Annotated in this window: 13 protein-coding genes; 2 read left to right on the top strand and 11 right to left on the bottom strand. The window is 62.7% G+C overall.

Annotation, left to right across the window (positions count from 1 at the left end):
• Positions 1-208: 208 nt before the first annotated feature.
• The 9 genes from Pla108_RS08705 to Pla108_RS08665 all read right to left on the bottom strand — a co-directional run bounded on the left by Pla108_RS08705 (position 209) and on the right by Pla108_RS08665 (position 16,124).
• Positions 209-1,747 (bottom strand): FecR domain-containing protein, encoded by a 1,539-nt coding sequence (locus Pla108_RS08705; RefSeq protein WP_146444556.1) that lies wholly within the window; start codon positions 1,745-1,747, stop codon positions 209-211.
• Complete coding sequence (locus Pla108_RS08700; protein WP_146444555.1) at positions 1,744-2,295, bottom strand: sigma-70 family RNA polymerase sigma factor; 552 nt, start codon at positions 2,293-2,295, stop codon at positions 1,744-1,746. Before Pla108_RS08700 ends, Pla108_RS08705 begins: the two co-directional genes overlap by 4 nt.
• 220 nt (positions 2,296-2,515) lie before the next feature.
• The gene (locus Pla108_RS08695) at positions 2,516-5,893 is read right to left on the bottom strand and encodes a glycosyl hydrolase (protein WP_146444554.1); all 3,378 of its coding nucleotides are present in this window, start codon (positions 5,891-5,893) and stop codon (positions 2,516-2,518) included.
• Positions 5,894-6,198: 305 nt separating this feature from the next.
• Positions 6,199-7,635: a DUF1593 domain-containing protein gene (locus tag Pla108_RS08690; RefSeq protein ID WP_197526404.1), complete on the bottom strand. Its 1,437-nt coding sequence runs from the start codon at positions 7,633-7,635 to the stop codon at positions 6,199-6,201.
• Between the two features lie 85 nt (positions 7,636-7,720).
• Positions 7,721-9,085: a DUF1593 domain-containing protein gene (locus Pla108_RS08685; RefSeq protein WP_231934393.1), complete on the bottom strand. Its 1,365-nt coding sequence runs from the start codon at positions 9,083-9,085 to the stop codon at positions 7,721-7,723.
• Positions 9,086-9,392: 307 nt separating this feature from the next.
• Entirely contained in the window at positions 9,393-10,496 is a 1,104-nt protein-coding gene (locus tag Pla108_RS08680) for an EAL domain-containing protein (RefSeq protein WP_197526403.1), read from the bottom strand.
• Between the two features lie 4 nt (positions 10,497-10,500).
• Positions 10,501-13,881: a protein kinase domain-containing protein gene (locus Pla108_RS08675; protein ID WP_146444551.1), complete on the bottom strand. Its 3,381-nt coding sequence runs from the start codon at positions 13,879-13,881 to the stop codon at positions 10,501-10,503.
• Between the two features lie 458 nt (positions 13,882-14,339).
• Complete coding sequence (locus Pla108_RS08670) at positions 14,340-14,963, bottom strand: hypothetical protein (RefSeq protein WP_146444550.1); 624 nt, start codon at positions 14,961-14,963, stop codon at positions 14,340-14,342.
• A 96-nt stretch (positions 14,964-15,059) separates the two neighbouring features.
• Positions 15,060-16,124 carry a polysaccharide biosynthesis/export family protein gene (locus Pla108_RS08665; protein WP_197526402.1) on the bottom strand — a complete coding sequence of 355 codons (1,065 nt, stop codon included), beginning with the start codon at positions 16,122-16,124 and terminating at the stop codon, positions 15,060-15,062.
• Positions 16,125-16,548: 424 nt separating this feature from the next.
• Between Pla108_RS08665 and Pla108_RS08660 the strand changes: the two genes are divergently transcribed.
• Together Pla108_RS08660 and Pla108_RS08655 are read left to right on the top strand one after the other, a co-directional pair.
• A complete protein-coding gene (locus Pla108_RS08660) occupies positions 16,549-16,992 on the top strand; it encodes a hypothetical protein (RefSeq protein WP_146444548.1) in 444 nt (147 codons plus the stop codon).
• 280 nt (positions 16,993-17,272) lie between these two features.
• On the top strand, positions 17,273-18,676 hold the full coding sequence (locus Pla108_RS08655) for a choice-of-anchor tandem repeat GloVer-containing protein (protein ID WP_146444547.1): 1,404 nt from the start codon (positions 17,273-17,275) through the stop codon (positions 18,674-18,676).
• Positions 18,677-18,764: 88 nt separating this feature from the next.
• Here Pla108_RS08655 and Pla108_RS08650 read toward each other — a convergent pair whose 3' ends face one another.
• Together Pla108_RS08650 and Pla108_RS08645 are read right to left on the bottom strand one after the other, a co-directional pair.
• Positions 18,765-19,463, bottom strand: a complete 699-nt coding sequence (locus tag Pla108_RS08650) for a hypothetical protein (protein WP_146444546.1) — start codon at positions 19,461-19,463, stop codon at positions 18,765-18,767.
• A gap of 170 nt (positions 19,464-19,633) precedes the next feature.
• Positions 19,634-25,609 carry an Ig-like domain-containing protein gene (locus Pla108_RS08645; RefSeq protein ID WP_197526400.1) on the bottom strand — a complete coding sequence of 1,992 codons (5,976 nt, stop codon included), beginning with the start codon at positions 25,607-25,609 and terminating at the stop codon, positions 19,634-19,636.
• Between the last annotated feature and the right edge of the window lie 53 nt (positions 25,610-25,662).

Genomic DNA, 25,662 nt, shown 5'->3' with positions numbered 1-25,662 from the left:
ATTTGAAGTGAGATTGGAGGAGTGTCGCTTCGCCGGCAGCTAACGTTCGCGAATCGACGGAGCGTGTCGGACCCGCACGCAACCTTAAGCCGGGGCACGTGAAGTTATTTGATGAGTCCTATGGGGAGGCCTGACGACAAATTGTCGCCCTTTCCTCTCCGCTTTGTACTTTCAACAAGGGTGAAGTGAGCGGGAGCGATCCGAAGTCCTAACTAGACGGTGAAGCGAAGTCGGGAGAATCCGCTAGCGGCTGGCCCGCCCCATAAGGGTTTGAGCTTGGCCGGCCATAGGCGCACCACTCGACCCGCAAGGCCAGCGGGTTGTCGTTGCTTTCGTAGTGATCGACGCCGTTTCTGACGTCGAACTCAACGAGGTTGTCGCCTTGCTTGAGGCCTTCAGCGATGTTGATCACGTGGAATCGATTGAACACCTGACCCTTTTCGTTGAGGAACCAGCTATCAAACGGGACGGCTTGCCCATTGATGCGTACCGCCTTGACGCCGTTGTCGGCAATCACCTGCGCGCACAAGACAATCGAACGGAGGTCGTAACCGGTCAGGTCAAAGCGGGTTTGGAAGGTGAACTCTGAATTCGCGGGCACGCCGGGACGGACTGGGTTGGATAGCGAGATCCATTGGGAGTGCTCGGGATCATTCCCCAGGTAACGATCGTCGGCGTTACACGTGACCGCGTACTGCGGGCGGAAATCGCTGGGCGATTGACCGGGCCCAGCAACGACGCGCCAATGCGGGTCTTCATCTCCGAGATCAAGGCCCTTGCCGGTGTTCGCGAGGGGGATCGGCTTGTACGGGGGCAAGTCACTCAGTTCGACATTGAACCGATCCCGGTCAGCCACCAATTTTGTCGAGACACGCGAGTCGCTCTGGATACGCAACGCCTCACCGCCGGAGAGCAGCAGGCTTCTTGGCGAATCAGGATTACTTACTGTCGGAAGAACCCGCACCCGGCCGTCGAGTACGTGGGCTTCAGCGACGCCAAGATTGTTGGTTGAAACCGCGAACTTGGTTCCTAGATCCACGACCCGCAGGGCGGCGGTATCGACGGTAAAACCGTGGGCCCAATCCGCAACCTGGGCGGTTAGATCGCCTTCCTCCAAGCATACGAGCATGGCGTCTTCGAGCGAGACGAAGCAAGGCGCTCGGAGCTGCACCTCCGCCCCGCTGGCCATACTGATCCGGGCCGAACCTCTTGCGAGATAGACCGACTCCCCCTCGACAAACCGATGCCCGACCGCCAACTGCTCGCCAAACCATTCGGCATTGTCCAACGCCTCGAGCCTCGCAATCGGCTGAGGCTGCCGCTCGGCTGCGATCGCGGTGCGGTGTTGGGCAAACCAGAGGCCGAACCCTGTTAGTAGTGTCGCGGCGATCAGGTAGGAGGCCGTTCGGCGAAATCGACGGCCTTGATCGCGTTCCTCCCGTCGGCGTAGTTCGTCGGCAGAGGATGCAGGCAGACCATCCTGCGACAACGCCGTCTCATGGGCGGTCGTCGTGTGAGGAGTTGCTAAGCCGGCGATAGCGGCGTCGACCCGTTTCATCGCGGCCGCCGAGCGGATCTCGAAGTGCAACGCCGTCTCGAATTGGCAGCGTTGGGCATAAATCGCTAGGGCTTCGTCGCTGTCAAGCAGCAACTGCTCCAGTTCCTTCCGTCCCGCCTCGCTCATCGCATCGGCGAGAGCGGAGTCGATCAATTCGTTGACGCGTGCGTTGTTGGCGTGATTGCTCATACCGTGGCCTCCGCGCCGGTGCTACGCTGGATGCAGGCGAGCAGGGCCCGGCGAATACGGTTGAGTGCGGTATAAACAGCGCCCGCCGAGCGGCCTTCCCCGCGGGCGATTTCCTTTATCGACGCGCTCGTCCCGTAGCACTTTTCCAGAAGGCTGCGATCGTCCGGCTTGATCTTTTGCAGGCACCCTCGCAACGCCACGTTCCGACGGGCAACCTGTTCGGCCGGGGTGGTCACGTGATGGTCAACGATCCTTTGCATGACTTCGTCGCTGAAGCAAACCTTGCTCCGACGCTTACCCCGCAGGAAATTCTTGATCGTGAAGTCGGCTACCCGCATCGCCCAAGCGCCGAAATCGGTCCCCGGCTCGAACTGGTCGAACTTGGTCCATAGCACCATCGCCACTTGTTGATTGAGGTCTTCGGCATCCGCCATGTTCAGGACGTGGGCGTACAGGAATCCGAAGAGCCGGCTTTGGCTCTCGTTCAGTAGCTCGACGAATCGGGTGCGACGTTCGGCGTCACCGATCTCGTTGTTGTCTGTGCCCATGCAAACAAGTCGGCTGAGTCAGCTTTCCCAGACTAACGGGAACGCTTGCTAATTCGCTGAATCGCTAGGTGAAGAACGGCTTCGTCAACGGTAGAGGAGGCTTCAGTAAGGGAAATGTCCGGCGGACGGCCCACCTCAGCCCGAAAGCGAGAAAAAGCCTGACCAGTTGGCCATCGCCTCGCTAACTCCCTCTTAGACAAGCGGTTACGCACGCACGATCTCAGCGTGAGGGATCGCTGAGCAGCTTAACGGGCCCGAGCAGACCCGACGGGAGCAGGGGCGAATCCGGGCCGAACTTCGTGATGTTGGTTCGGGTGATCCGCTCCGACTCGGGCAACGCCGAGTCGCCAATCAGACGGTTGGGCCAGAGGTTAACGACCTCAATTTCGAGACGGTTCCGCGTCTGGAGATGGCCGGTTGTCTCCACCCGGTACGGGGGCGTCCAGGCGACGCCGCACTCGTGGCCATTCAGCCGCACCGACGCTAGATTCTTGACCGATCCCAGGTCGAGCCACGAGCGTCGTCCGTTCAAATCAGCCAAGTCGGCGGCCGACAGTTCCCAATCCGCCTCGTAGAGAGCCGACCCGCTGTAAAATCGAACCGTTGAGTCGTCAGATAGGGTCCAGTCGCGGAGCTCGGCCATCACGACCGCCTCATTCGGGCCGCCATGGGCCGGGTCGAAATGAACGCTCCAAGCAACCTCCACCGGCGCAACCGCCTCGGGGGCAGGTAAGTTGGGTCCCTCATCGCCGCTGGACTTCTCCGTCGGCGGGCCACGGAAGACAACAAAAACCGCCTGCTCAGGAGACAGCGATAGCGGAACACGGGTAGCCAACTTGTCAATCTTGAAGGTCCGAGCCGAGGTGGTCTGACCGGTGAGAGGGTCCCAAATCTCAGGGACACGCCCCGCCACGCGGAACCGGCACTCAGCCGTGACCGGCTCCACGGCTCGATTGACGACGAAGTAGATGTCGGAATCATCCGTACGGCGGTGGAAGTAGTCGAGAATGGGGCCTGCTTTGGCTCCGCTCGGCGGCGAGTCGTCAAAATCGGTGGCGACGCCGGCCTCCAGGAGCGCGTCGCGTGGCGCGATGGTTCGAATCGGGCCATCAGCGGTCCAGAGCTTGCTGACGAGGCGGTCGAACTCTTGCTGGTCGGCCTCGGAAAGCAGCCCCATCGGACCGGACGGACGCGGCCCAACGATGGTGGCGCCCGCCTCAACGAGTTCATTGAGGCGTCGCAGCACCGCGAGACCGTAGGCAGGGCCCCCCGGGAGCGAGAGGACTTCGTAGCGTGTTCCTTCGGGAAGCAGCAATCGCCCGTCTTCCACGGTAACGCGGGCGAGCAACGCTTCGGCGTTGATGACGTCGTAGTCGTAGCCGGTGAGGTCGCCGGCCGGGTTGTCGTTCTTAAGACGGACGAAGCCCGGCACATTCTCGCCGTAAAAGTGCAGCACGTCGGCCACCGGCACCCCCTGCTGAAGCAGGAACTGCGAACGATTCATGTACGCAAAAAACGCGTCGGCTTGGTCCCACCACGTCGTGTTGGGATTGATGTGCGTGCCCGCGAAGTAGGCTTGGCCAGGCAGTCCCATCTCCTTCGGCGATGCCGCGAACGTGTGAAGCATCACCAAGTTGAGCCCCTCGCAAGCGGCGCGATCGAACACCGGCTTGAGCATGGAAGGGTCCTTCTCCCATTGCGGCCCAATCGAGGTGAACGCCTCGGCAAGCACGAGGCGACGGCCGTACGTGTGGGCCGCCGAAGCGGACTGCTTGACGAAGAGTCGCTCGTAGTCGTTCACCCGGTGGGTTTGCGACCGGGCCCAAAACTCGCCCATCGGGATGTCGTTGCGGCCCAGGCATTGCAAAGCGTCGATCGGGGCGGCGTGCGGACCGCCCGACTCGGGATGGATCCCGAGACCTTCCGCATGCGCAAATTCACGGAAGGCGGCGTATTTCCCGTCGGCTATCAGGTCGGCGAGCGTGCGGCGGAAGTCGTTGAGGAACCGATTGGATTGCTCCCGGCCACCAACGACATAGCCCGCGAGAGCCGGAAGATAGGGTCGCATGTCGTAGCCGCGCCGTTCATGAAACGCCGTAAGCATCTTTGGCGTCCAGTTGATGGGGCCGAGTTCCCAACTGTCGGTGTGCAGGTACTTGAGCGAGCGTCCGACGCTCGGCCCCGCCGCTTCTAGCAGCGGGCCAACGACCGCGTTCCAATATGGCGCGAAGGCGTCGCGGTCGAGATAGTCGATCGCCCAGCCATCCCAACCGTCACTGTGCGTTGACACCTTGGATCCCGAGAGCGTGTAGCCGATCCGAAGAAGGGTCCACACCCCGTCGGGCGCCTTCCAATCGAGCGATCCATCCGGCCGCAATCGGTCGGTCAGGTCGATCGCTTCGCCAACCGCGAGCGTCCGTTCCGACGCGTCTGCCTCGCCTACCGCGAGCAGATGATCGGCTTTTGTCGCGGTGAAGGCGCCGGGATAGTCGTGATAGGCCTTCTGGCGGAAATTGTCGATCATCGCGAGCCCCGACGACGTGCGGTGCAACGCGACGTCTCCGTCGAAGAACTGGACCTCACTGACCTGCACGTTGCGTGGGGCGGCGGGGCTACGGGGGTCAAAGGCGTCCACAAGAACGAGCCGGTAACGGTTCGCAGCCGTCGGTTCGAGGAGGACTTCCACCTTCTCGTCGGGATCTCTAGCCGACCAGCGGCCGACGACGCGCCAACGGTTGGGGTGATCGCTGGCCTGCACCCACCCCCGTTTCGGACCGTAGCCCGGTCGTGGCTGGATCGTGATCCGCGACAGCTTAACCGGCGTCGCAAATTCAAACTCCATACGGTGTGGCTGCGACAGGCTAGGTCCCTCGCCCCGATCGTAGGTGCCAGAGACCCAGTAGGTTGCGGGGTCGCCGTCGAGGACTGCATCGGGCGGAAACTCCGGCTGAGCCGAATCGACTGAGACTCTAATCGCCTGCTCGTCGGGACGGCTTGTGGACACCGGAATCGCTAGGAGGGCGATGTCTTCGTAGAACCCTCCCAGTGCGGCAGGGGCCTCCATTTTGAGGGTCTCTCTCCGCCCCCCTCGCACGGTCGCGGTGGTCCACGTGAGCTTTTTGGACGCCTGCTCGGGCGTCACGGTAGGCCCGCCCAGGTTCCAGCCGCTCTGGATATTGAAGCCGATTTCCAGCCCGAGACGGTCCGCCTCCTGCAAGGCGTGGACGAACAGTTCACGCCAGGCCGTCGACCCGAAGTCGGGCCCGTGAGGAACAGGCCGGTTGCCCCGTTGCTCGGCGCCACCCGCATCAATGATGTTGGCGCCGCCAAGCCCCTGCCGCTTCATTTCTTCCAGGTCGCGGGTGATGCTCGACTTGGTGACGTTGCCGTTGAGCCACCACCACCAACAACGGGTACGGGCCATCACCGGTGGCTCGCGCCACCCGGCGTCGAGGTCCATCGACGCCTCGGACGAAATCGCCAACTCGGGGCGGATCAGCTGAAAGTCAAACCCTTCGGCGCCGGCGAATCGCGGCGACGCGCTGCCGAGAAATCCAGCTGCGAGCAGGACGAGACGAAGGCGAAGAAGACGAGACATCGAAACGATGAGTTGGAACAAGAAGCAGGCCAGGATCGATCGGCCCAAGAACAATCAGCGGAGCGGGTCCGGCCACGAACCTCCTGGAAAAGCAGGGAGGATCGAGCCCGCTGATCGCCCAGCATGCGGGACTATGGCCATTCGAGGAGGTTCCTCTGCCAAGTCAATGTACCGCCGGCCGGCGATCTTAGGAGAAATCGCCGAAAATCCCCCCAGAACGCCCCCGTCCGTCGACGCCACGGCTCCGACTTATCCAATCCGCTGCCGTCCTGCGTCAGGGGTTCTAATGCACGGCCACGGCTGGCTTATTGGCCGACCGTGACGATCACGCGTCGATAGCGGGTCAACGGCGGAGCGCCGTCATCCGTAACGGCGAGGATGACGTGCATGTCGCCCGTGCCGGGAGGCATGACGCGTCCATCGGGCACGGTGAACGACGCCTCCGGCTTATCGTGATTCTTGATCTCGAGCGGTTGCCCGGTTCCTCCGCTAGAGGTCGTGAAGTCCCCGACTTCGCCGTAATAGAACCACTCGTAGGCGAGGTCGTCGCCGTCCGGGTCGCTCGTGCCGACGGCGCTAAGCGTGATCGTGTCGCCTTGCTTAGCCGCGATTCGGTCGGCGTGGGCGAGTCGGGCGACCGGCGGATGATTCGCCTCGTCGTACGACTTAGTCGACCAGTCGATCCGGGCCGCAAAGTCGTTTTGATAGGCCGACCGCCACCGCCAAATAGTCGCATGGTTGCTGGTGTGCCAGTTTCCGTCGACGCCGAGCACCTCGTCAACCGCGTCCGTCCAAAGCGGCCGAGTCTCAGGCTCTTGGAACCATTTCTGCGTCCGCGGCGTGTAGAGCTCGTACCGCCCTCCCCAGCCACCCCAGTTGGGATGCTCGGGACGGTTGAGGCCATTTTGGACGAGGCCGAGGAAGCTCGGCGTGTCGCCTTCCATCAAGAACTCGGTATGCGGGTGCTGGGCGCCGAGGGGCCCCTTGTTCTTGCGGATATTTCGGTCAAGCCAATCGTTGTTAACAAGGCTGAAGTCGGCGCCGCTGAATCTCCCGTGGAACTTGTCGCCGCTGATGCCGCTCCAGGTCGCGTAGTGGTAGGCGCCCCCGGCGTGCTTCCCGGGGCTGGCGATATAGAACAGGTCCGGGAAGGTCTTACGGATCCATGGTCCGCTGTCGTCCTGATCAGAGATCGTGTAGACGCGAAGTTTCGAGACGAAATTGGCCAACGCTTCGGGAGACCGGGTTGCCTGCACTTTCCAGAGCGCCTGAGCGAGGACATTGGGACCGCCCCACACCGGAACCCAGAGGGGCCGCGGGTCGTCGCGATCGACCGCTTTGATAAGCAACCGCGAACCGGTCGAGTCGTTTCCTTCCCCCACGGCGTTCATCCCGTAGTCGGGGCTTCCTTCGCAAACGACCGAGAGGAGTCGTTCCTCGGTCGGGAACCCGGGCTCGTGCCGCAAGAGATTCTTCTGCACCTGTCCGTAGGCCTCGACAATCTCTCTTATCCGCCAGGCGGCCGTCTTTGATTGCTGATGGATCGAGGTCGTCGCAACAAGGCCCTCGATGTCGAACTGATTGGCGTAGGTGAGAAAACGTACAAGCGACTGCGCGTCGTCGGGCTCGTTCTCAATATCGGTGAGAACGAAGACGCGGCGTTTCGTTTCGTTGGCTTCAGCACTCGCTGCTAGTGCCAGGAACGCGACGGCGAGTAGGCGAGCCGTTGATGACAATTTCATCGGTGTCAGAACCTAGCGAGGAGAGTTGGAGAGTGCGGGCAACGATTGACAACGCTTGCGTGCGTTGTGACGTCGAGAAGCGTTATCAAGGGAGGGATGGCCGACTGGACGTTGCCTTACCGTCCTTGAGACTTTGACAGCGATCCATCCTCGCGGCGAAATCACGGAGGAAATCTCTACGCCAACGACTGACGGTCCTGGCGCCAGGATGCACGCCCTCCGCTAGCTCAGGGTTGGGGTCGTCGATCCACCAGTGGGGATGGGTACGGGAGGGTTTGCTCGATCGCTCTACAGGCGGAGGCGTTGCAACGAACTTGCCTATCTGGCCATCGAGTCCGGTAAAGTCGCTCTTGATCAAGTAGGGCCAGACCTTTGCGTCGCGCGGCGAGAAGCGGAAACGAAGGTGGGCGCCCTCGTTCACCCCTACCGACGCCGGCTGCCCGCGATCGAAAAACATCTCGGCGGTGTTGCTGGAGGAATACCCCTCGGGTGTCGGCAATGCGAACTCAACCACCCCAAAGACCTCGGCTTCGTCGCGTTCGGTCGTGAGCCGATTGAAGAGAGTCTTGCGACCGTCCCAGATTGGCGCGTACGCGCCGCCCCAGCTTGGCTCAGTGGGGTCGTTCGAATCGCCCCGAAGCAGTCGTGCGACCGACGGGGTGTCCCCCATTTTCAGATCCGCCTTGGCCCGAACAAACGTCTCCCCCAGCGCGCCATGCGCTGCGACATTCTGGCGTACAAAGCCGCTATTGCTCCACTCACCCGTCGGATCGCCACCAACAAACCAGCCACGATAAGTGGCGTTTGCCTCGATCATCCAGAGCGTCGGGTGATCGCTCTGGACGTAGTTATAGGCGTTGACGCTCCACTTCTTATTGGGCCCCCCGATAAAGTAGACCCTCAGCTTCGGCAGGATGTCGGGCGCATCGTGGAGTGCTTGCGCCAAATCTTCCATCCCACCCCAAACAAGCACCTGAAGTGGACGAGGATCGTCGCGCCGTGCGCACTCAATGATCCACTCCGAGCCTTCCGTCGGTGCGCCGACCCCGGACTGACCGGCGGATTCGATTGCCCCTTGCTTGCAGAGGTCTCGCAGAGCTTCAGGACAGGGATAATTCTTGGCGTAAGATCGAAGATTCGGGTAGTCGAGCTGGTAGGCGTCGATAACCGATCCGATGTGATGCTTGCGTCCGGGACCGTAAGGCGACGACACAAGCCCCTCGATATCGAAGAGGTCGGCGTAGACCAGCAGGTGGACCATCGACTGGATGTCATCGGGGTCGGTGCCGCCGATATCAGAAGACACGACGAGGCGATGTCGAACTCCGCTCAAAGCTCCGTCGTCGGCCGTCGCCATTGCGACGACGGAAGCGAATACGGCGCACAGCGCACCGACGCGAAAACGTTGACGAGACGGCGATAGACTAGCCGCGTGAGGGGCAGTCGGCATCGAGAGATCCCTGATGAGTAGCAACCGGCATGCAGCTTCCAGGCGGCTGATATTTCCGCCAACTGCTACGTTAACACGGCGGTCGCACCTCCGCTTCTCTACGTCTTCGGGTTGGGCCCCGGCTGACGGGGTCTAGCGATCTTCTTGACGGTGCTAAACACGCAGATTCTCGACCATGGCGGCGACGTGGCGGCGTCTCAAACCGAGGCCACTTTTAAGGGACAAGCCTTTTCTCGGCGAAAGCCTCGCGGGGCGGCGGCTCGAACCCAGACGGATACCGGCTCCGAGACACGATGTGAGAGCGACCTCATCGCGACGGTTTGCTGAGCAGGGTCGCAGCGCTCGGACGTCCAAAGAAGTAGCCTTGCGCCAGTTCAAATCCGACCTCATAGCAGGCCTGAGCCTCTTCCAGGGTCTCAACCCCTTCGGCCAGCGGCGTCACGCCCAGTTCGCGGGTCATCGAGACAAGCGTCGTGACCATCCCGTGCCGCGCACTGGTCGCCTTGTCGAGCTCGCGAATGAGTTTGATGTCGAATTTCAGACAATCGGGGGGCGCGTCGCTGAGCTCATCAAGCCGCGCCTGCCCGGCGCCGAAGTCATCGTAGGCGAGCTGCATCGAGAGACCGTTCAGGACTTGCCGGAACTGTTGCATGCTTTCGCTATCAGTGATCGCCGACTCATGCACCTCAATCGTGATCGGTAGCAGTGGCGCGAGTTCACGCAGTTCCACCAGCGACGCAAGGAACCGGTCTTGAATGATTTCCTTGGGATGCGTGTTCACGAACAGATTGCCGCAGTCGGCGAGTCGCAGGGCGTCACGGACCCCCTCGCGACGCATCAGCTCGCTGAGAGCGCACTCTTGCCCAAGGCGGGCCGCTGTCGAGAACATCGACGCCGGGCTCCGCAGTTCCTCCAAGTTGCTGCGGGCCAGCAGCTCGTAGCCATCGATCTGACCGTCGGGCAGGCGTACGATCGGTTGGAAGTGCGGCGCCACGCCCGCGCCTGTCATCAGCTCCTCAAATTGCAACAACGCGGCCGCAAACGAGAACGAACCTCCCTCCGCCGTCGCCCCCATCTCGGCCGTCCCCGGCTTGCCGACCCGGAACACCTTTGACGCAAACTGGACGACATCCCCGTCGGCTAGCGGCGTCTGGTTCGCCGGGCGGCCGTTGACGTACGTCCCGTTGGTGCTTTCGAGGTCGGTCAGAACAGGCCGTCCGAACTCCATGCCGATCACCGCGTGTCGCTTCGACACGCTTGAGCAACCGAGTGTGATCGGCGTTTCGGCGGTCCGGCCGATGAGGGTTGGATCCGGAGGGATCGACAGGCTCTGACCCGCCGCGCCGTCGTCCCGACACTCGGTTAACGTCCAGTAGCCGATGCAAGTAATCTTGTGGGCTGTCGTTGTCATCGCGTTACGCACTCTCATAGAACTGAATAACTTGCCCCGATTTACCAGGCAGGTCGATTATCCGCACCTTTCCCACCCGGCCCTCGCCGGCCAACCAACCAGCGACTTCGGGCTCGGCAAGAACCGCTTCCGTCAGCGCAATCCCTTCGCCCGCTACGGAGGGAAGTGCCGTCGCTTGCCGAGCGGTCGCCCCGAAGTAGTCGAGACGATCGTTGGCGGTGGTCACCAGGGCGGGTCCCCGATGGACGCCAACCGCTAGCGTGAGCCGCTCGCCATCGCGGCGAGTGGCGAGGTCGAAAGCCGCCTCGACAGCGCGACGCGCGTTGTTGAACGACGCCACGATGGTCTCGCCAATCACCTTCACCACCTCTCCACCGTGGCTACGGATCGAAGCCCCACACTCGGAGAGGTGCCGCTCAACGAGTGAATACGCTTCGGCGTCGCCTCGCGAGTTGTAGAGTTCGTCAATCGAAGGAATCGAGGCGGTGAGCATGGTCACTTGCTCGGCTGCAACCAGCCTGCCAGACTCAAGCACTTCGGCAGGAAAGAGCTCGCGGAACCTCGGCGTCGCCGACGCCCGCGCGGCGGTGTAGACATCGTCACGGGGAATCGTACGTTCCAGCCGCACCAATTGCTGTGAAGGGTGGGTGTTCTCAAACGAGAGAGACTGCCCCCCCGCACGGAGGACGTAAGTCCGGTCAAGCTCGCCTCCCTCCTTGAGGACAAACTCTTGGCAGCTTGGCGCCCCCGTGGATGCGACCCGAATCGAATAGGCCTGCGTCAGACGCGGCCCCCGCAACACGTAATCGCCCGGCGTGAGAGCAAGCTCGGTTTCGACACGTTCGCCCGGCTCGAGGCGGAGTTGCATCACAACGTGCGGCGCGTGCCACGGCCCGCCGATACAGTACAGGCCGACGGAAACGTCGCGGACTTCCGAATGGGCTCGGAAGACCAATTCGATCGCTCCGGAGACGTCCGACTTGAAGTCAAGGTCGCACGCTTCACAATGCGTGTGGGACTTGATTTCTCGTAACGAGGATTGGGCGTCCGCCGCGACGCGGCAAGTCGGACAGAGTAGGTCCCACTGCAGGGTGAGCAGCCCCTGCGACACCGACCGTAAGCAGGTGTCGAGGAGTTCGTCCTCATTGACGCCAAGTTGACGTGCAAGTCGGACCGGACGGATCTTGGCGACCTCTTGGTCCGGCGCCTCGCGCAGGAAGCGGACGAGCGTCTCAGCCAAACTGCGAGGAACCCCCTCGGTGACCAGGGCCTGCTCGCCGATCACCAATCGTTCTTGCTGGCGCCTCTTAAGCCGTGGCGTCGCCTCGAAGGCGTCGCTGAGAACACCACACTTCTGGGCGGCCAGGGTCTCATCGATCCGGCGATAGACTTTGTCGAGCGAGCGACGGCACTTCGATCCTGTCTCGACGCGCGCAATCAATCTCCCGATGGCGTTGCGTGGCAGGATGTTGATGGTGTGGCGCAGCTCACAGCCGCTTTCGGCGTCGGGGACGAGTTCGACGGTGCTGATGAACCACTGAAAGGGTCCTCCCGAGAACTCGCGGAAGACGCTCATGCGGCGCCCCTCGACCCACTCGAACGGGTGCTCTTCCCAAGACATCGCGAACCCCGCGATCCGGATCGTAGCGAAGCGGCGTACTCCTAGCTGGGGGTCGTTGACGGTGCGGTACTCGACGGGCGGCAGCCCAATCGCGCGATTCAGTCGCTCGGTGTTCGAAACGTAAGGCCAGAGGGAGTCGGCGGACGATTCCATCCGCCAAGTCATTGTCGATCCGATCACACGTGACGCGTCGTGCGACGGCAAAAGCGGCCGTTGAGCCGCGTGCGTTGGCTCGCCACGCAGCAAACGATCGATCGCTTTTAAGACAGCATCGGCGTCGGCAAAACGATCCTCCGGACGTTTCGCGAGGCACTTGGCTACCAGCTCGGCGGTTGGCTCACTCAGGTCGGAGACGAGCTTTCGTAGCGCAGGGGGCGCGTCGAAGCAGTGCTTGCCGGCGAGCGCCATCGGGTCATCGGCGACAAACGGCGCCTCGCCAGCCAGAAGTTCGAAGAGCGTGACGCCCAAGGAATAAACGTCCGATTGTGGCGCGACGTCTCCTCGTCCCCGGCACTGCTCCGGCGACATGTACTTGGGTGTCCCGAGCAGAGCTCCCGCCTGCGTGACGGCGAGCGACTCTGACTGATCGATGTGCCGGGCGATGCCAAAGTCGGCTAGCTTGGCGCGGGGAGGCGGGTCGCCAATCTTGTCCCCGCCTTTGCATCCGACCAGCAGGATGTTCTCGGGCTTAATGTCGCGATGAACGATCTCCCGCCGATGGGCGTCAACCAGCGCAAGGGCCACGTCGGCAGCGATCGAGAGCGCGGCCCGCTCCTTGAGTCGGCCCTGGTTCCGCAGCACCTGTCCGACATCGATGCCGTCGACGTACTCCAAGGCGATGAAATGCAGCCCCTCCTCCTCACTGACCTCGATTAGGTTCGTGATGTGGGGGTTGTTTAGTGACGCGAGGAGCCGGGCCTCTTTCGCGAAGCGCCGGACGGCGTTACCGCGTAGCATTGCGGATTGGCTAAGCACTTTGACTGCCACTGGCTCGCCCGAGCCGAGGTCAATCGCTTTAAAGACGGCGCCCATCCCCCCCTCGCCGAGCTTACGCTCAATCTGGAAGCGACCGAGTCGATCTCCCACGACGGGTTCACGATTCCGGCCAACTATCAGCGACGCTGGCCTGGAGAGATCGACTTCATGCGTTCCGTCGGAGGAAGCGAGTGACGGCGGCATCTCCGACGTCGTGTCGCTATCGAGCACATCAACAGGGACGCGAGGGATCTCAGCTGTATTTTCGGCTGCCTGGCGAGCCTCGGTGACCCCTTCGGGAGCGACGATCGAACGCAGGCATTCTGCGTAAAGAGCGATCGGTGGCTGATCGCCGGTCGGCGCCAACTGACGAGCGATTAGCTGCCGCAACCGGGCCGCCTCGCGGTGCGACGCGTCACGGCAGAACTCTTCGACACCAGCTCGCTCAAGCGCCCAGGCAATCAGCTCGGCGAACGCGCACGCGTCTGCCGCTTTGGACTCGTGCGTTCCCAGCTCAGCATCGGCGGCCTCTGTGGCGACGGCGAAGCCGGTGAATTCGAGCCGGGGCGCGCCGTCAACGACGCCAATCGTGTCGCTGCGTAGGGCGCCGTGAGTTAGCCCGAAGTGGTGCGCCTCGGCGACGGCGTCGGCGACCTCCAATAACAGACCGAGGATCTCAGTCGGAGTCGCAACGCACTTCTCGCCACCCGCCCTGTCAGCGAACGTTTGGTCGCCGCCGTGGTCGAGGACCAACGCGGGCTCAGCGCCCCTCGCGTCAAACAAACGCACGCGTCGGATTGACCCGTGGCGTAGAATGCCGATTAAGCGGGTCCGCGTTTCGAGGGATTGTCGCTGTCGGTCCGAAAGCGTCGGAAACAACCGGCGGACCTCGAGCGGCTCCCCCTTCTCGGTATCAACGCCGAGGTACGCCGTTCCATACGACCCGACTCCGAGTTGCCGGAGCAGCCGATAGCTTGGCTCACCTACGGCAAGATGATCCCGGCCCCCGGTGTTTTCGGGACACGGCGTCCTGATAGTGAGAGCTTTTGTCGACACGTGAGACCGGCGGGACGGGGAATTTGGCGCCCGTCAACCGTATGTCGCCGCCCACGGTCCCCTGATATCAGACCCCATCGAGACCGGGCGAATTCAAGCCGCCCGCCCGGTTGCAGCGGTATTTCCGACCGTATCGCCCGTGGTGACCCGCGAGGTTCCTGCACAGAGTCTCGTCGACTCGCCTCAGGAAGCTAGCGCGCGGGCGCCGGCGGGTTAAAGGCCTCAAGAATGAGGGAGTACTCGCTCATCGCAACCGCCTTCGAAGACGAAGGCTGCGACCCGGCTTCCGGCGTCTTGGCGACCATCGCTGCCGGGCTTGGTGTCGGGGACTCGAAGAGCGGGCAGATCCGCGTTTCGACGGGAGGAAGCTGCTTCGGCTTAGCCGGCTGCTTGATTGCCGCCTGCGGGGCCGGCATGACCATCTCGATTGACGGCGCCTCAACAGGCGCCTCCGACTTCCTCGGCAAGATCAGCGGAGACGTCGTCGGCCCAAACACGCTCTCTTCGTAGTTCGCAGCCGGTGTCGGTGTGGCGAGATGCGCTTCGGTCTCACAGGTTTGGCATTCGTAGCAACGCTGACGCTCGTGCTCTTCCCAATTGCTGGGCCACGACTCCCAGCAGGTGGACTGGTAGCCATAGTACGATGCGTCCGGTCCGCAAGGCCCCTGACGCACGGCTTCCTCACCGGCGCACGAGAGCACCATTCGTCGTGCGTCTGTCGGGCAGCACGTGTTGGACTTGCACATCTTGCAGCCGGTGACCGCCGTCAGCGAAATGGCGAGCACGGTAGTCGTGACGGAATGAAAGCGGTTCATACGTCGCTCGATGCCTGTAAGTGCCAGATCGCGGTTAGGTGGAGAATAAAGCGGAGCCACAATGCAGCGGCGCGGGCGCCGGGCTTTGCCGAGCGGTTAGAATCCGCCCGACCGAGCGTTCGGGTTGTTGAAGAATCGGATCTGCTTGGCCGTCTGGGTGCCAAGCAGCGTCACACCGAGGACGCGTTCAACCGGCGAGATCAGCTTCGCAATACCGGTGTCGAAAGCCACCAGTTTGTCTTCCGCGATGAACATGCGATCGCCGGGCAACAACTGGTAGTTTGTCGTGGTGTCGCCGCGTTGCGTAATACTGAGCCAGTCGACGGGCAGGATCTGGTCGCCGCCGCACGAGTTTTTGCCGGGGCGGGCAATCCACATCCGTGTCGACGAGCTACCGGTCAATCCCTGCACTTGGCTGATCGCGTCGAGCGCCGTCTCGTTGCCGGTGACCGGGAACGGGACGATCTGGTCGCCGAGTCCTGCGCCCTGGGTCACGACGTAATAAACCTTACTGTTGTACCCGTAGACATCGATGGCGACTTCGGGACGCTCGAAGCGTGTCGATAATTGCGACTCGACCGCCGCCTTCGCCTCGCTGAGGGTAAGCCCGACGACGCGGACCTGTCCGTAGGCGCCAAGATTGATCGTGCCGTCCGGGGCGACGAGGTGCTCTCCAGCGACGCCCTGTTGTGGCGCGATCTGAGCGAGCGTCATCCAAACGTCCGGCTTGCGAGCGATCTGCTCAAGCCGCTTCTGCACGGCGTCACGCACCGCGGGAAGGGGCATCCCCGCAACATGCAGCGGAGAGTAAACGCGGGCGTCACCCTGCGTCACCATGTCGTACCCGCCGCCAAGAACGAGTGTCCCGTCCATGCCGACCTGAAACCGACCGTCGCCGGGGAGGGGCAACTCCTCGGGCAAGCCGGTGGCGCTGACTTGCACGACGTCGAGCGGACGGAGCAAGTACGGACTTACGGGCACGAGGCTGACCGCATCGATCGTCAGCACATCGGGTGGCTCGATGATGTACGGCGGAAGCGAAGTCTTCCGCAGCTCGCGCGGCGGCAGTCGATAGGCGATCGCCGGCCCCGGGTCGGCCGAGAAAGGTTTCTTGTACTGACATCCTGTTGACCCAAGGGGCAACAGCAAGGCGAGGCACAAGGCTTTCGTTCGTATCGATGTCATGGTGATAGACGTCACCCAAGGCAGAGGCGTACTTCGAATGTGCTGATCGTAGCGGGAGCACAATCGCTTCTTAGCGGAGTATCGGCGCCAACCCGGCAGCTCTTAGAAGGACTACACTCCGCACGAGCAATTTCTAATGTCCGCTGCGGCACAAGCCGAAGAACCCTCACCGCCGGCAGAACCGGAAGCGTGAAGCGGGGGAATCGATCGACCCGGGGCGAGTCCGGTAGGCTTCGCAGCCGATCATTCGGTTCAGGCGGTGGAACCCGCCCCGCGGCGCGCCCCGCCGGACGGTATAATCGGAGAGGGTGCCGGCGCCGCCTCGACCGGCCAATCGGTGCAAACGGCGCCCTTTAACACCGTGTCGTCTGCCCCGTAACTCGATAGCAGGGAGCCTCGCGTGAAAGCCATTCGACGCTGCGTTGGCGCCCCGGCGTTGGCCGCCCCCACCTTGGCCCTAGTCGCCATCGGGCTCTTCATCCCGGGGATCGTGGAAGCCCAGCGGCCGGCCTCGTCACGCCGGACTACTGTCCCCCGCTACGTCCCTGCCACCCCGACGACGAGCCGCTACTTGGCGCTGACCAACGACTCGGCCGGTTTGGTCTCGAGCTACTATGGCGTCATCCGCCCCCAGCAACGCCAGGCTGCGATCACGCAGGGACAGGCGGAGGTCTTGTCGCTACAAGCGAGCGAGATCGATTCGCTCCGATCGGCTCGCGCCGACGACGAGCCGAGACCCACGGGACAGTCGGCGTGGTATCGTCAAGCCGCGCCCAATAGCGTCTACCGCGACACCTCGCACTACTTCTTTCGTTGGGATTCGCGGCGGCAGCCTCCGCGGTAACACCGGCGGAGCGGTCAACCGCACCGGCAGTTTGCTTTGGGTCTCACCCCCTCTGGCTACAACGCCCCGACGCGGGTCGTAAGAACGGGGCTCAAACCCGATCCGCATAAGGCGCAACATGGGGGCGTTGTCCTCGACTTTTCGTTGCCCCCGAGCGACGGTCCGGCTAGTCTGAAGAGGCTGTGTCCTCCATGCGAAGGGGCTGTTTCTTGGGTCGTGACGTCGCTTGTCACAGCGACTCGATCGGTACAGCGCCGGCCGAAGGTAAACTCCTTAGACGATGATCCGACTTCGTTGCTTCATCGCGGCATGGCTCGCCGTCTCGGCGTCGGCGTTTGGAGCGGTGACCCTGTTCCATGAGTTTGACGGAACGCTTGGCGGCCGCGCCCCCCTTGATGTCCCCGTGCTCGATTCCGGCGTCCTCTATGGGGTCACGTCCGAGGGGGGCAACTCCGGGACAGGGGTCCTTTTTCGCCTTGATCTGAGCGGCGGCTTGTTTACGAAGCTCCACGATTTTGACGCGGTTAGCGACCCGCTTGGGCAAGGGAGCCTTCCCGCCGGATCGCCCACCGTGGTTGGCTCACAACTCTATGGGACCACCCAGTTCGGCGGCGCCGCGTTCGACGGGGTGATATATCGGATTGGTCTGAACGGCGCCGGCTATTCGCTCGTCCACGAGTTTGACATGGATGTCGCACCGGCGGTGGCCCCTGTGGGCAGCCTCGTCTCGTCAGGTGGCGCCCTATTCGGATCGGCACTCTTTGGTTCGACCCAGACCGAGGGCGCGCTCTATTCGATTGCGCCGGACGGCTCTGGCTTCACCCTCCTGCACTCCTTGGCGGGCAACGGCTCCGAGGGAGAAGAGCTCGCCGCCGCCCCGACGCTGGTTGATGACGCCCTCTGGGGGGTCGCCTCTTTCGGCGGCGCGTTCGAGGGAGGAATTCTCTATCGCCTGACGCTCAACGGCGCGACCCCGGCGTTTTCAGTCATGCATGGCTTTGGATTCAGTGACGACGCCCAGACCCCGGTGGGGTCCCTCCTGAATCACAACGGCTGGCTTTATGGCGTGACGCAAGAAGGGGGCGCCGACGGGCTCGGCGCTGTCTTCCGTTTCGGCCTCGACGGCGAGGGGTACGAGCGGATCTACGATTTCTCTGGCGGCGCCGAGGACGGAGCCACGCCCCAGGGGTCGCTCACGGTGGTCGATGGCCGCCTCTACGGTGTGGCCCAGTCAGGCGGCCCGTCTGACAGCGGCGTCGTGTTCTCGATCAACGAGGACGGATCGCAGCGCCGAATCGAACACGCTTTCAGTGGCGTCGATGGCAGCACCCCCGGCGCGGGATTGAGCTACGACGGCGATCGGCTCTACGGCGTCACATCGACAGGAGGGGGCGCCAATGCCGGCGTCGTTTTCTCGCTCGTCCCCGGCGCCCTGCGTGGCGACTACAACGGAGACGGCGCCGTGGACGCCGCTGACTACACCGTCTGGCGTGACACGTTGAACTCGTCACGTGACTTGAGGGCCGACGGCGATTTCAGCGGGGCCGTCGATGCAGGCGATTACACGGTCTGGACCGCCAACTACGGCCAGTCGGTCGGAACGACGATCGCCGTGCCCGAACCCCTGGCGATCGTCTTGCTACAGGTGGGCCTCGTCGGGGCCCTAGAACGCCGCCGCGCGTGAAAAACGAAGGGCCGGCCTCTCAAGGCCGGCCCTCTCATGCACGATTGTCTTGCTGCCGCGATCGTGTTCTTGACGGCGTCGCGTCGCTCTAGCGGCGGCGGCAACCAATCAGCCCGAACGTGACAAGCGTCGCCAAGGCGGCGGTCGTCGGTTCGGGAACCGGACGCAAGCCGTAACCGACACTGTTGCTGAGGTAGAGCACTCGGAAGGAGCCGCTGTCGCCGGTGATCGTCGACATGTCACCAGGCGTAATCACCGTGGGACTCAGGGTGAGCACGCCGGTGTCGTCCCCTGTGGCTCCACCTGAGCCGATGCCCATGTAGGTGAACGTGTCGGTCCCAACTTCAAAGGCGGCCAAGGCGATCGAACTGACCGACGCGGTGAACGTCGATGGATCGACCGTTAAGCCCGCTGGCGGAACGCCGACGATGGTGTAGGTCACCGAGTCGTAAGTAAACTTGATTGATTCACCCGTTTCGACCTGGCTGTTGCCGCTAACCCCGAGGGTGTTCACGCCCGCCGCGTTTGCAACGTTGAGGCTCGCCGGAACGCCGCCGGGGCCGAACGCCGCGGCCGTCAATGTGAAGTCGGCTTGCACCAACCCATCGGAGAACGAAATCGTGTTGGTGTGTGTCGAAGCGCCGTTAACGAAACCCGACGCCGCGGAAAAGAACTGACCGGGGTCGATTCCGGTCGTGATTCGGGCCTCGATCATCTCGCCCTGCGCGGCCGAGCCGAGTGCCACCAAAGCCGCTAGAAAAGATCCGCCGATGGACATCCGTCCCATGAGAACATCTCCAGGTGTATGAGCAAGTCGACGAGCATGTGGCGCTACCGCAGCCTGTTCCTGACCGCAGTACGACTGGCGTATTCTCTTGGTCCGACAGGCAAATGTCAATGAATCGGGGGTAATGGGGTGATTTCACCCTGTATTGCTGGCGCCCGTCCGCCTAACGGCTAGGAGGGCGACAGGAACCGGTTGTGCAAATAGGCCTGCATCTCTTGGCGTTCCATCTCGCTGAGGGCCCGATCGAAGACGAGCGCCGACGCGACGTCGAGCCCCGCTCCCCCGACCCCGTCAAGCGAAGCCCCAATGGCAAGCTGCTCTGCGGAGGTATTAAGAAGCTCTACCCCCTGCTCGATCAGGACACCATCGCTGTAAAGCTTGTAGCCATTTTGGCTTACGACGACCGACTGAATTAGCCAGCCGGCCGTCACGCCCGGGGCGCCCGTTGTGATGACATTGGACCCAGCCAGCAGAGCCTGCGAGCCGGCGCTCGTCACGCCAAGCCCAAATCCGTCCGTCGCCGAACCGTAGCTCAGGCCGCCGAACGATGTCGCCCCCGTGTACTGAACGACAAAGAACAACGTACGGTCGGCCGCCCCCAGCGGCGCGCCGTTGAGGGCGTCGACCGAACCATCCCGGAAGAGACCCTCGCCGGCGTCCAAGTGGATCGCATCGAGACCCGACGGCGTGGCCCCCGATACCAGTTCACCCTCGCCAACCGCCGATTGGAGGTCGTTGCCATTGCCCGATGAATCAAGCCAACCGGTTACTCCGCCGCTGCTGCCCGTGACGACCCCCGCGCCCGCGTTCAGGTCAACCACTAGACCACTGGTGACTGGGACTTCGCCCGTTGTCTCAGCGGCCTCGCCGACAACGGCGTTGAAGGTGATCTCATCGAGGGAAAACTTGGTGAGTTGGTTCGATGGCGTCGGCTGGGCGATGAAGACGCCAACCGCCTGGATATCGCTGAACAAGCCCGCGGCAACGGGGTCAATCCAACTTGCTGCGTTCGAGTCGAAAGCAAGGTCCGACCCGGCCACGTTGTATTCCGCCCAGCGCGAGCCCAACGGATTGACGAACTCGTTGGTGTGCCCCCAGTTGTCCTGTTGGCCCGAGACGAAGTACTCGCTGATGTAGAGCTGGCCCGTCTGATCTTGGAGAATCCAGCGCGCCTCGCCAACGTTATCCCACCACCGCGTCGACTCGAACGAGAACGACGAATCACCATCGAGCGACACCCGCTGCGAGGCGCCGCCCGCAAGGAAGTCTTCCTTCTTCCAGAGGAACGCGGCGGCAAAGGTCACCAAGTTGTCAGACGGATTGTCGCTCGGGTCCAACGGGTGCGGCAGGTCGGGCCGATAGAGGTTGATCGCGAAGTCTTCTTGCGGGCCGACGTGCGTTTTTTTGTAGCGGCCGTCGTCGTTCTGCACCTGATCGACGTAGGCTTGTAAGCCGGCATACTCGGGCCCGGTGTAGGGGCTTGGGTAGCCGACGTCGTCCAGCGCGCCGCCGGCGCCGTCGTTCTCGATAAACGCCTGTTGGACGCGGTCGGTCTCGTAGTTGTAGTAGCTCGCGCTAAGCCCCCCGTAGAACGTCGCACTCGGCATGTCGTCGTGGTAGACGTTGCCGCCCGGCTTGCTGGTCGTCGAGAGCGGGTTGAGTGGCTCGCTGAGACTGAAGTCGAAATAGACAACGCTGTCGTCGAACGAACCATCGTTATCGAGATCCAAGTCTTGCTGCGAGAGTTGCGACCCGGCCGCCGGTCCGCCTCGCAACCAACGGTTCTCCAGGATCTCTTTCGGCGCCCCCCCGGGGTAGGCCGAGTTCCAAAGATACTGATAGTAATCGCCGTGCCAGCGGACCACTGCCTGGTTCTCGGCGGTCTGCGTGCCCGGAACGATCGTGATCGATACGGTCGCCGTCCCCGAGGGGATCCCGACCTCGTCGTTGACTCGGTACGTAAACGTATCGTTGACCGCCGAACCGCCATCGTGCTGGTACGTTGCGATACCTGTCAGTGGATCGACCGTCACCGTTCCGTGGGCCGGCGCCGTGACGACCTGGACGGTCGATGGATTCAGAACGCCATCGGAGTCGCTGTCGTTCGCTAACAGGTCAATCGAGACCGCGGCGCCGGTGGCAACCAGACCACTATCGTTCCTGGCGACGGGGGGCGAGTTGCCGATGAAGTACTTGGCATTCAGGTACCCCTCGACCGCGGCTCGCTCCGACGGAGTCAGCGCTCGGTCATAGACCAGCATCGCGCCGATCGCCATCTGGCTGTACCCGAGCCCGCCGATCTCTTCACCGATTACGATCCGCGAATCATTAGCGGTGAGGACGGTGTTGTAGGTGTGGTTGAACGTCCCGAGCAGGGCGCCGTCTTTGTACTGCGACGCCGTGCCGCCCGAAACAACGACCGACTGCGTGAGCCATCCCGCACCGACTCCCGCCGTGCCCGAGACAAAATCGTTCGCCAGCCCATAGCCTTGAACCGTCAGGTTTCCGCTGCCGTTGGCGGTCAAGCCGAAGGCCCGGTTGGCGCCATCTCGGCCGTAGACGACACCGGCAGTCACCCCTTGCATATCGACGTACTGAACGACCGTGAAGATGGTTCGGTCCGAGGACCCGCCCGGCAGGTTGTTCAATTGCTCCGTCGCGAGTCGTTCGAGCTTGTCGCCATCGCCGTCAAAGACGATGGCGGGCTGGCCGCCGGGGGTCGCATTGAAAACAAGGCGTGGGTCGCCGAACGCGTCGAGGTTGTTGCCGCTCCCTGAGCCATCGAGCCAGGCGGCGACAATATCTCCTTGGCTCACCGAGAGCTTGATGTCGGACTCGAGCAAGACAACAAGGCCTTGCGTCACTGGCGGCAACTGCGTTTGACCCACCGAGATTGGCGCCGTGGCCGAAGTCACTGTCTCAACGCCATCGCTGACTCGGACACGGGCGTTGAACGACCCATCCTCGCTGTAGGTGCGAGTCAGGCTCACCTGGCCGTTCTCCGGAACCGGCAGCACCCCACTGGTTTGGCCGTCGCCGTAGAGGATCTCGTAGGTGAGGTCGTCGCCCTCAAGGTCCGAGAAACTTGCCGCGAACGTCACGTCAAGAGGACTCGTTCCAAAAGTCGGAGCCGCGGTGAACGTTTCGATCACCGGCGGAACGTTGTCTTGTCCAACCCGGATAGTTATGGGGGCCGAGTAAACCGTCGATAGTCCGTCCGTGACTTCAAGCGACGCGGTAAAGATGGCGTCCGATGTGAAGGTATGGACGATATCGGCACGCCCCGAGACGACCGCGCCGGTAGCCGATTGTCCGTCGCCGAATTGCCAGACGTAAGTCAGCGGGTCGCCATTTGGGTCGCTGACCGACGCCGAGAATGTAACGGTCAAAGGCGACGGCCCCGCCAACACGTCGGCGGACGCCGAGCCAATGGATGGCGCCGAGTTCCCGCCTGTGTACGTCGTCCGGCGGATTCGGCCGTCGATCAGGGCGTAATAGAGGGCGCCGTCGGGCGCGACCGTGATCGAGACAATCTGGTCGGCGTCGCCGGGGATTTGGGTGGTCGGCTTGAAGTCGAAATCGCCCGTAACGTTCCCGACCGAGTCGAAGGTCAAGTACCGGATCGTGTCGCGGGTGAAGTCTCCGAAGAAGTAGACGCCCTGCCATTCGGCCGGAAACTGGCTGCCGCGATAGACCTCGCCGCCCGTCAGCGAGGCGCCGGCGTTGTTGTGGGCGTAGCTATAGATGGGCGTTGAGTGGACGGCCGGCTCGCCGTAGGCAAGCAGCCCCGGCCCTTCGTAGTTGGGCCATCCGAAGTTGGCGCCGGCGTCGTCCAGCGTCGCAACATGCACATCCTCATACGAGAACGACTGCACGTTGCCGCCAACCTCGCCCATGAAGAAGCGGCCCGTCTCGAGGTCCCAGCTTGCGCGGAACGGGTTCCGGAGGCCATACGCCCAGATGAAGTCGTGGTATTGCTGATTGCCGGGCAAGTCGGGGTCGTCGTCGGCCGGATCAACGAAGGGATTCGCGGGCCACCCGTCCGTTCCGTCCGGCGCTGTGCCGTCGGGATTCACGCGGATAATCTTGCCCCCCGCCTTGGTTAGGTCCTGCGGCAAATTGGTGTTCGACCCCCCCTCGCCCGGGTTTGGCGCCGTGAACTTATCGGACGACGTCAGCCAGAGTTTGCCGTCTGGCCCAAAGTCGAGCCCACCGCCGTAGTGACAGCACGCGATGTATCCATCGGTGTCCTGCCAGACGACAAATTCGCTCGCGGTATCGAGTGTGCTCGTCAGACCACCGGCGTTCTCTTGGTGCGTGAACCGTGCGATCCGGGCCCGCTGCGGCGACGACGGCGTGTAATAGAGGTAGATGTGGTCCTCGCCGGGGGAGTCGGGATCGAAGTCGGGATCGACCGCGATCTCCAGCAAGCCGCGTTCGCCGTCGATATTAATGTTGGTTAGCGTCGCATAGACCGACTTGGTTCGGCTATTTGGGTCGGCGATCAAGATGACGCCGTCCTTCTGCAGGATGAGCAACCTTCCGTCCGGCAAGAAATCGATTGCGACCGGCAGAAAGACTCCCTGCGAGCCCGTAAAGACGGTGTTCTCCGCGAACCCCGCTAATGAAAGCGGGTGGGAGTTCACAGCGACCGAGACAGCCGCAACGTTCGACAGCACGCCGCTGTTGTCGCGGACCTGATACTCGAAACTGTCGGGCAATCCGCTCCCATCGTGCTGGTAAGTAAAACTACCCGTCTGAGCGTCATAAGAGAACAAAGCCGCGTGCGTCGGCGATTTGGTGACGGTTACGGTCGAGACATCGATCGTTCCATCGGCGTCGCCATCGTTGACGAGCGGGCTGATTGCGATGGTCGCCCCGTCGTCGAGCCGGATACGGTCATCAATCGCGACCGGCGGTTGGTCCATGCCACTAATCGAGATCGCGACGGTCGCCGGGTTGGACAGATTGCCCGCTACATCGCGCACCGTGTAGGTAAAGCTATCGGGCTGGCCTCCGCCATTGTGAGAATAACTGATCACTCCCGTCGTAGGATTGATCGAGACGGTTGCATGAGTCGGTGCGTCGACGATCTGCACCGTGGTGGGATCAATCGAACCCTCGATGTCGGTGTCGTTCACGAGCACGTTCAACGACAGCATCGCGCCGTTCGCAATCGAGTAAGAGTCGTCAGCGGTGACTGGCGGCTGATCGAGTGGATGCAGATAAACGTTGGTGAGATAGTCTTCGACCTGCCCACGTTGGGTCGGATCGAGCGCGTCGTCGTAGACCAGCCACGCGGCGACGTCCATCTGGATGTGTCCGAGTTCGCGAATCTCTTCGCCCAGGACGATCCGCGACTTCGCCTTGCCGTGGAGCAACGTCGTCACATTGAGCTTGGTGTCGAGTTGCTGATCCCACGATTCGACCAACTGACCGTCGACGTACAAGTAACCGTTGTCGGCCGGGTTAGCGCCGTCGTTGTTGTGCACAACCGAGATGACGACCCAACCGTTCGTCCCAGCGGCTCCGTAGGCCGACTCGGCGGAGACCAAGTCGTTGCCTTGGCCCCATACTTGGAGGCTGATATCTCCTTCCGTCGCGCCGGGACCATCCACGCCGGCGCCGAAGGCCTTGTAGTTGCCGAAGCGGCCGTAACTAGCGCCGCCTGCCGCGTCCGCGTCATGGAACTGGGCCACCAAGAAGAGAGTCCGAGCGTCGTTGCTCTCCGGCAGACCTGTGATCGGCCCGTCGTCCAGAGCGCGGATGAGACGATCATCCAAGCCGTCGAACTGAACCGCCGGCTGGCCGGTCGGTGTCAGAACCGAGCCGAGCGTCGGTTGCGACTCACCCGTGCCGATCAGATCGTTGCTGTTCCCCGAGAGATCCTGCCAGAGCGAGACGTGACCGCTTGTCGGGTCGGAGACGACGCCCGTTACGGTCTCAAGCTGGAAGACGGGGAGGAACGGCGCGTCGCCCGCCAGCATTGCGCGCAGCTCTAGTGGCTCGAACGACAGCCTGCCAGAGTCTCGTCCGCGACGTCGCGGCGCCGCTTCGAGGGACCCGCTCGGGATCAATCGTGACTTGAACCATTCGGAGACGCTCGGATAGAAGCTGGGGCGCTTCGACGGAGATCGCTCTTTCACCATTAAGCATCCGAGAGGCAAATCGAGGTGGGCAGAATCAGGTGGGCCGCTTC

Origin of the sequence: Botrimarina colliarenosi, from assembly GCF_007859955.1 — a bacterium.
In the GTDB taxonomy this organism is placed as follows: Bacteria; Planctomycetota; Planctomycetia; order Pirellulales; family Lacipirellulaceae; genus Botrimarina; species Botrimarina colliarenosi.
The sequence above is the reverse complement of the archived record's forward strand: the minus strand, read 5'-3'. Positions and strand labels throughout refer to the sequence as shown.

Excerpts from the sequence above, each read along its gene's own strand:
- Pla108_RS08670 (WP_146444550.1), bottom strand. The coding sequence starts at position 14,963 with ATGAACCGCTTTCATTCCGTCACGACTACCGTGCTCGCCATTTCGCTG.
- Pla108_RS08700 (WP_146444555.1), bottom strand. The coding sequence starts at position 2,295 with ATGGGCACAGACAACAACGAGATCGGTGACGCCGAACGTCGCACCCGA.
- Pla108_RS08655 (WP_146444547.1), top strand. The coding sequence starts at position 17,273 with ATGATCCGACTTCGTTGCTTCATCGCGGCATGGCTCGCCGTCTCGGCG.
- Pla108_RS08650 (WP_146444546.1), bottom strand. The coding sequence starts at position 19,463 with ATGGGACGGATGTCCATCGGCGGATCTTTTCTAGCGGCTTTGGTGGCA.
- Pla108_RS08680 (WP_197526403.1), bottom strand. The coding sequence starts at position 10,496 with ATGACAACGACAGCCCACAAGATTACTTGCATCGGCTACTGGACGTTA.
- Pla108_RS08685 (WP_231934393.1), bottom strand. The coding sequence starts at position 9,085 with ATGCCGACTGCCCCTCACGCGGCTAGTCTATCGCCGTCTCGTCAACGT.
- Pla108_RS08690 (WP_197526404.1), bottom strand. The coding sequence starts at position 7,635 with ATGAAATTGTCATCAACGGCTCGCCTACTCGCCGTCGCGTTCCTGGCA.
- Pla108_RS08695 (WP_146444554.1), bottom strand. The coding sequence starts at position 5,893 with ATGTCTCGTCTTCTTCGCCTTCGTCTCGTCCTGCTCGCAGCTGGATTT.
- Pla108_RS08705 (WP_146444556.1), bottom strand. The coding sequence starts at position 1,747 with ATGAGCAATCACGCCAACAACGCACGCGTCAACGAATTGATCGACTCC.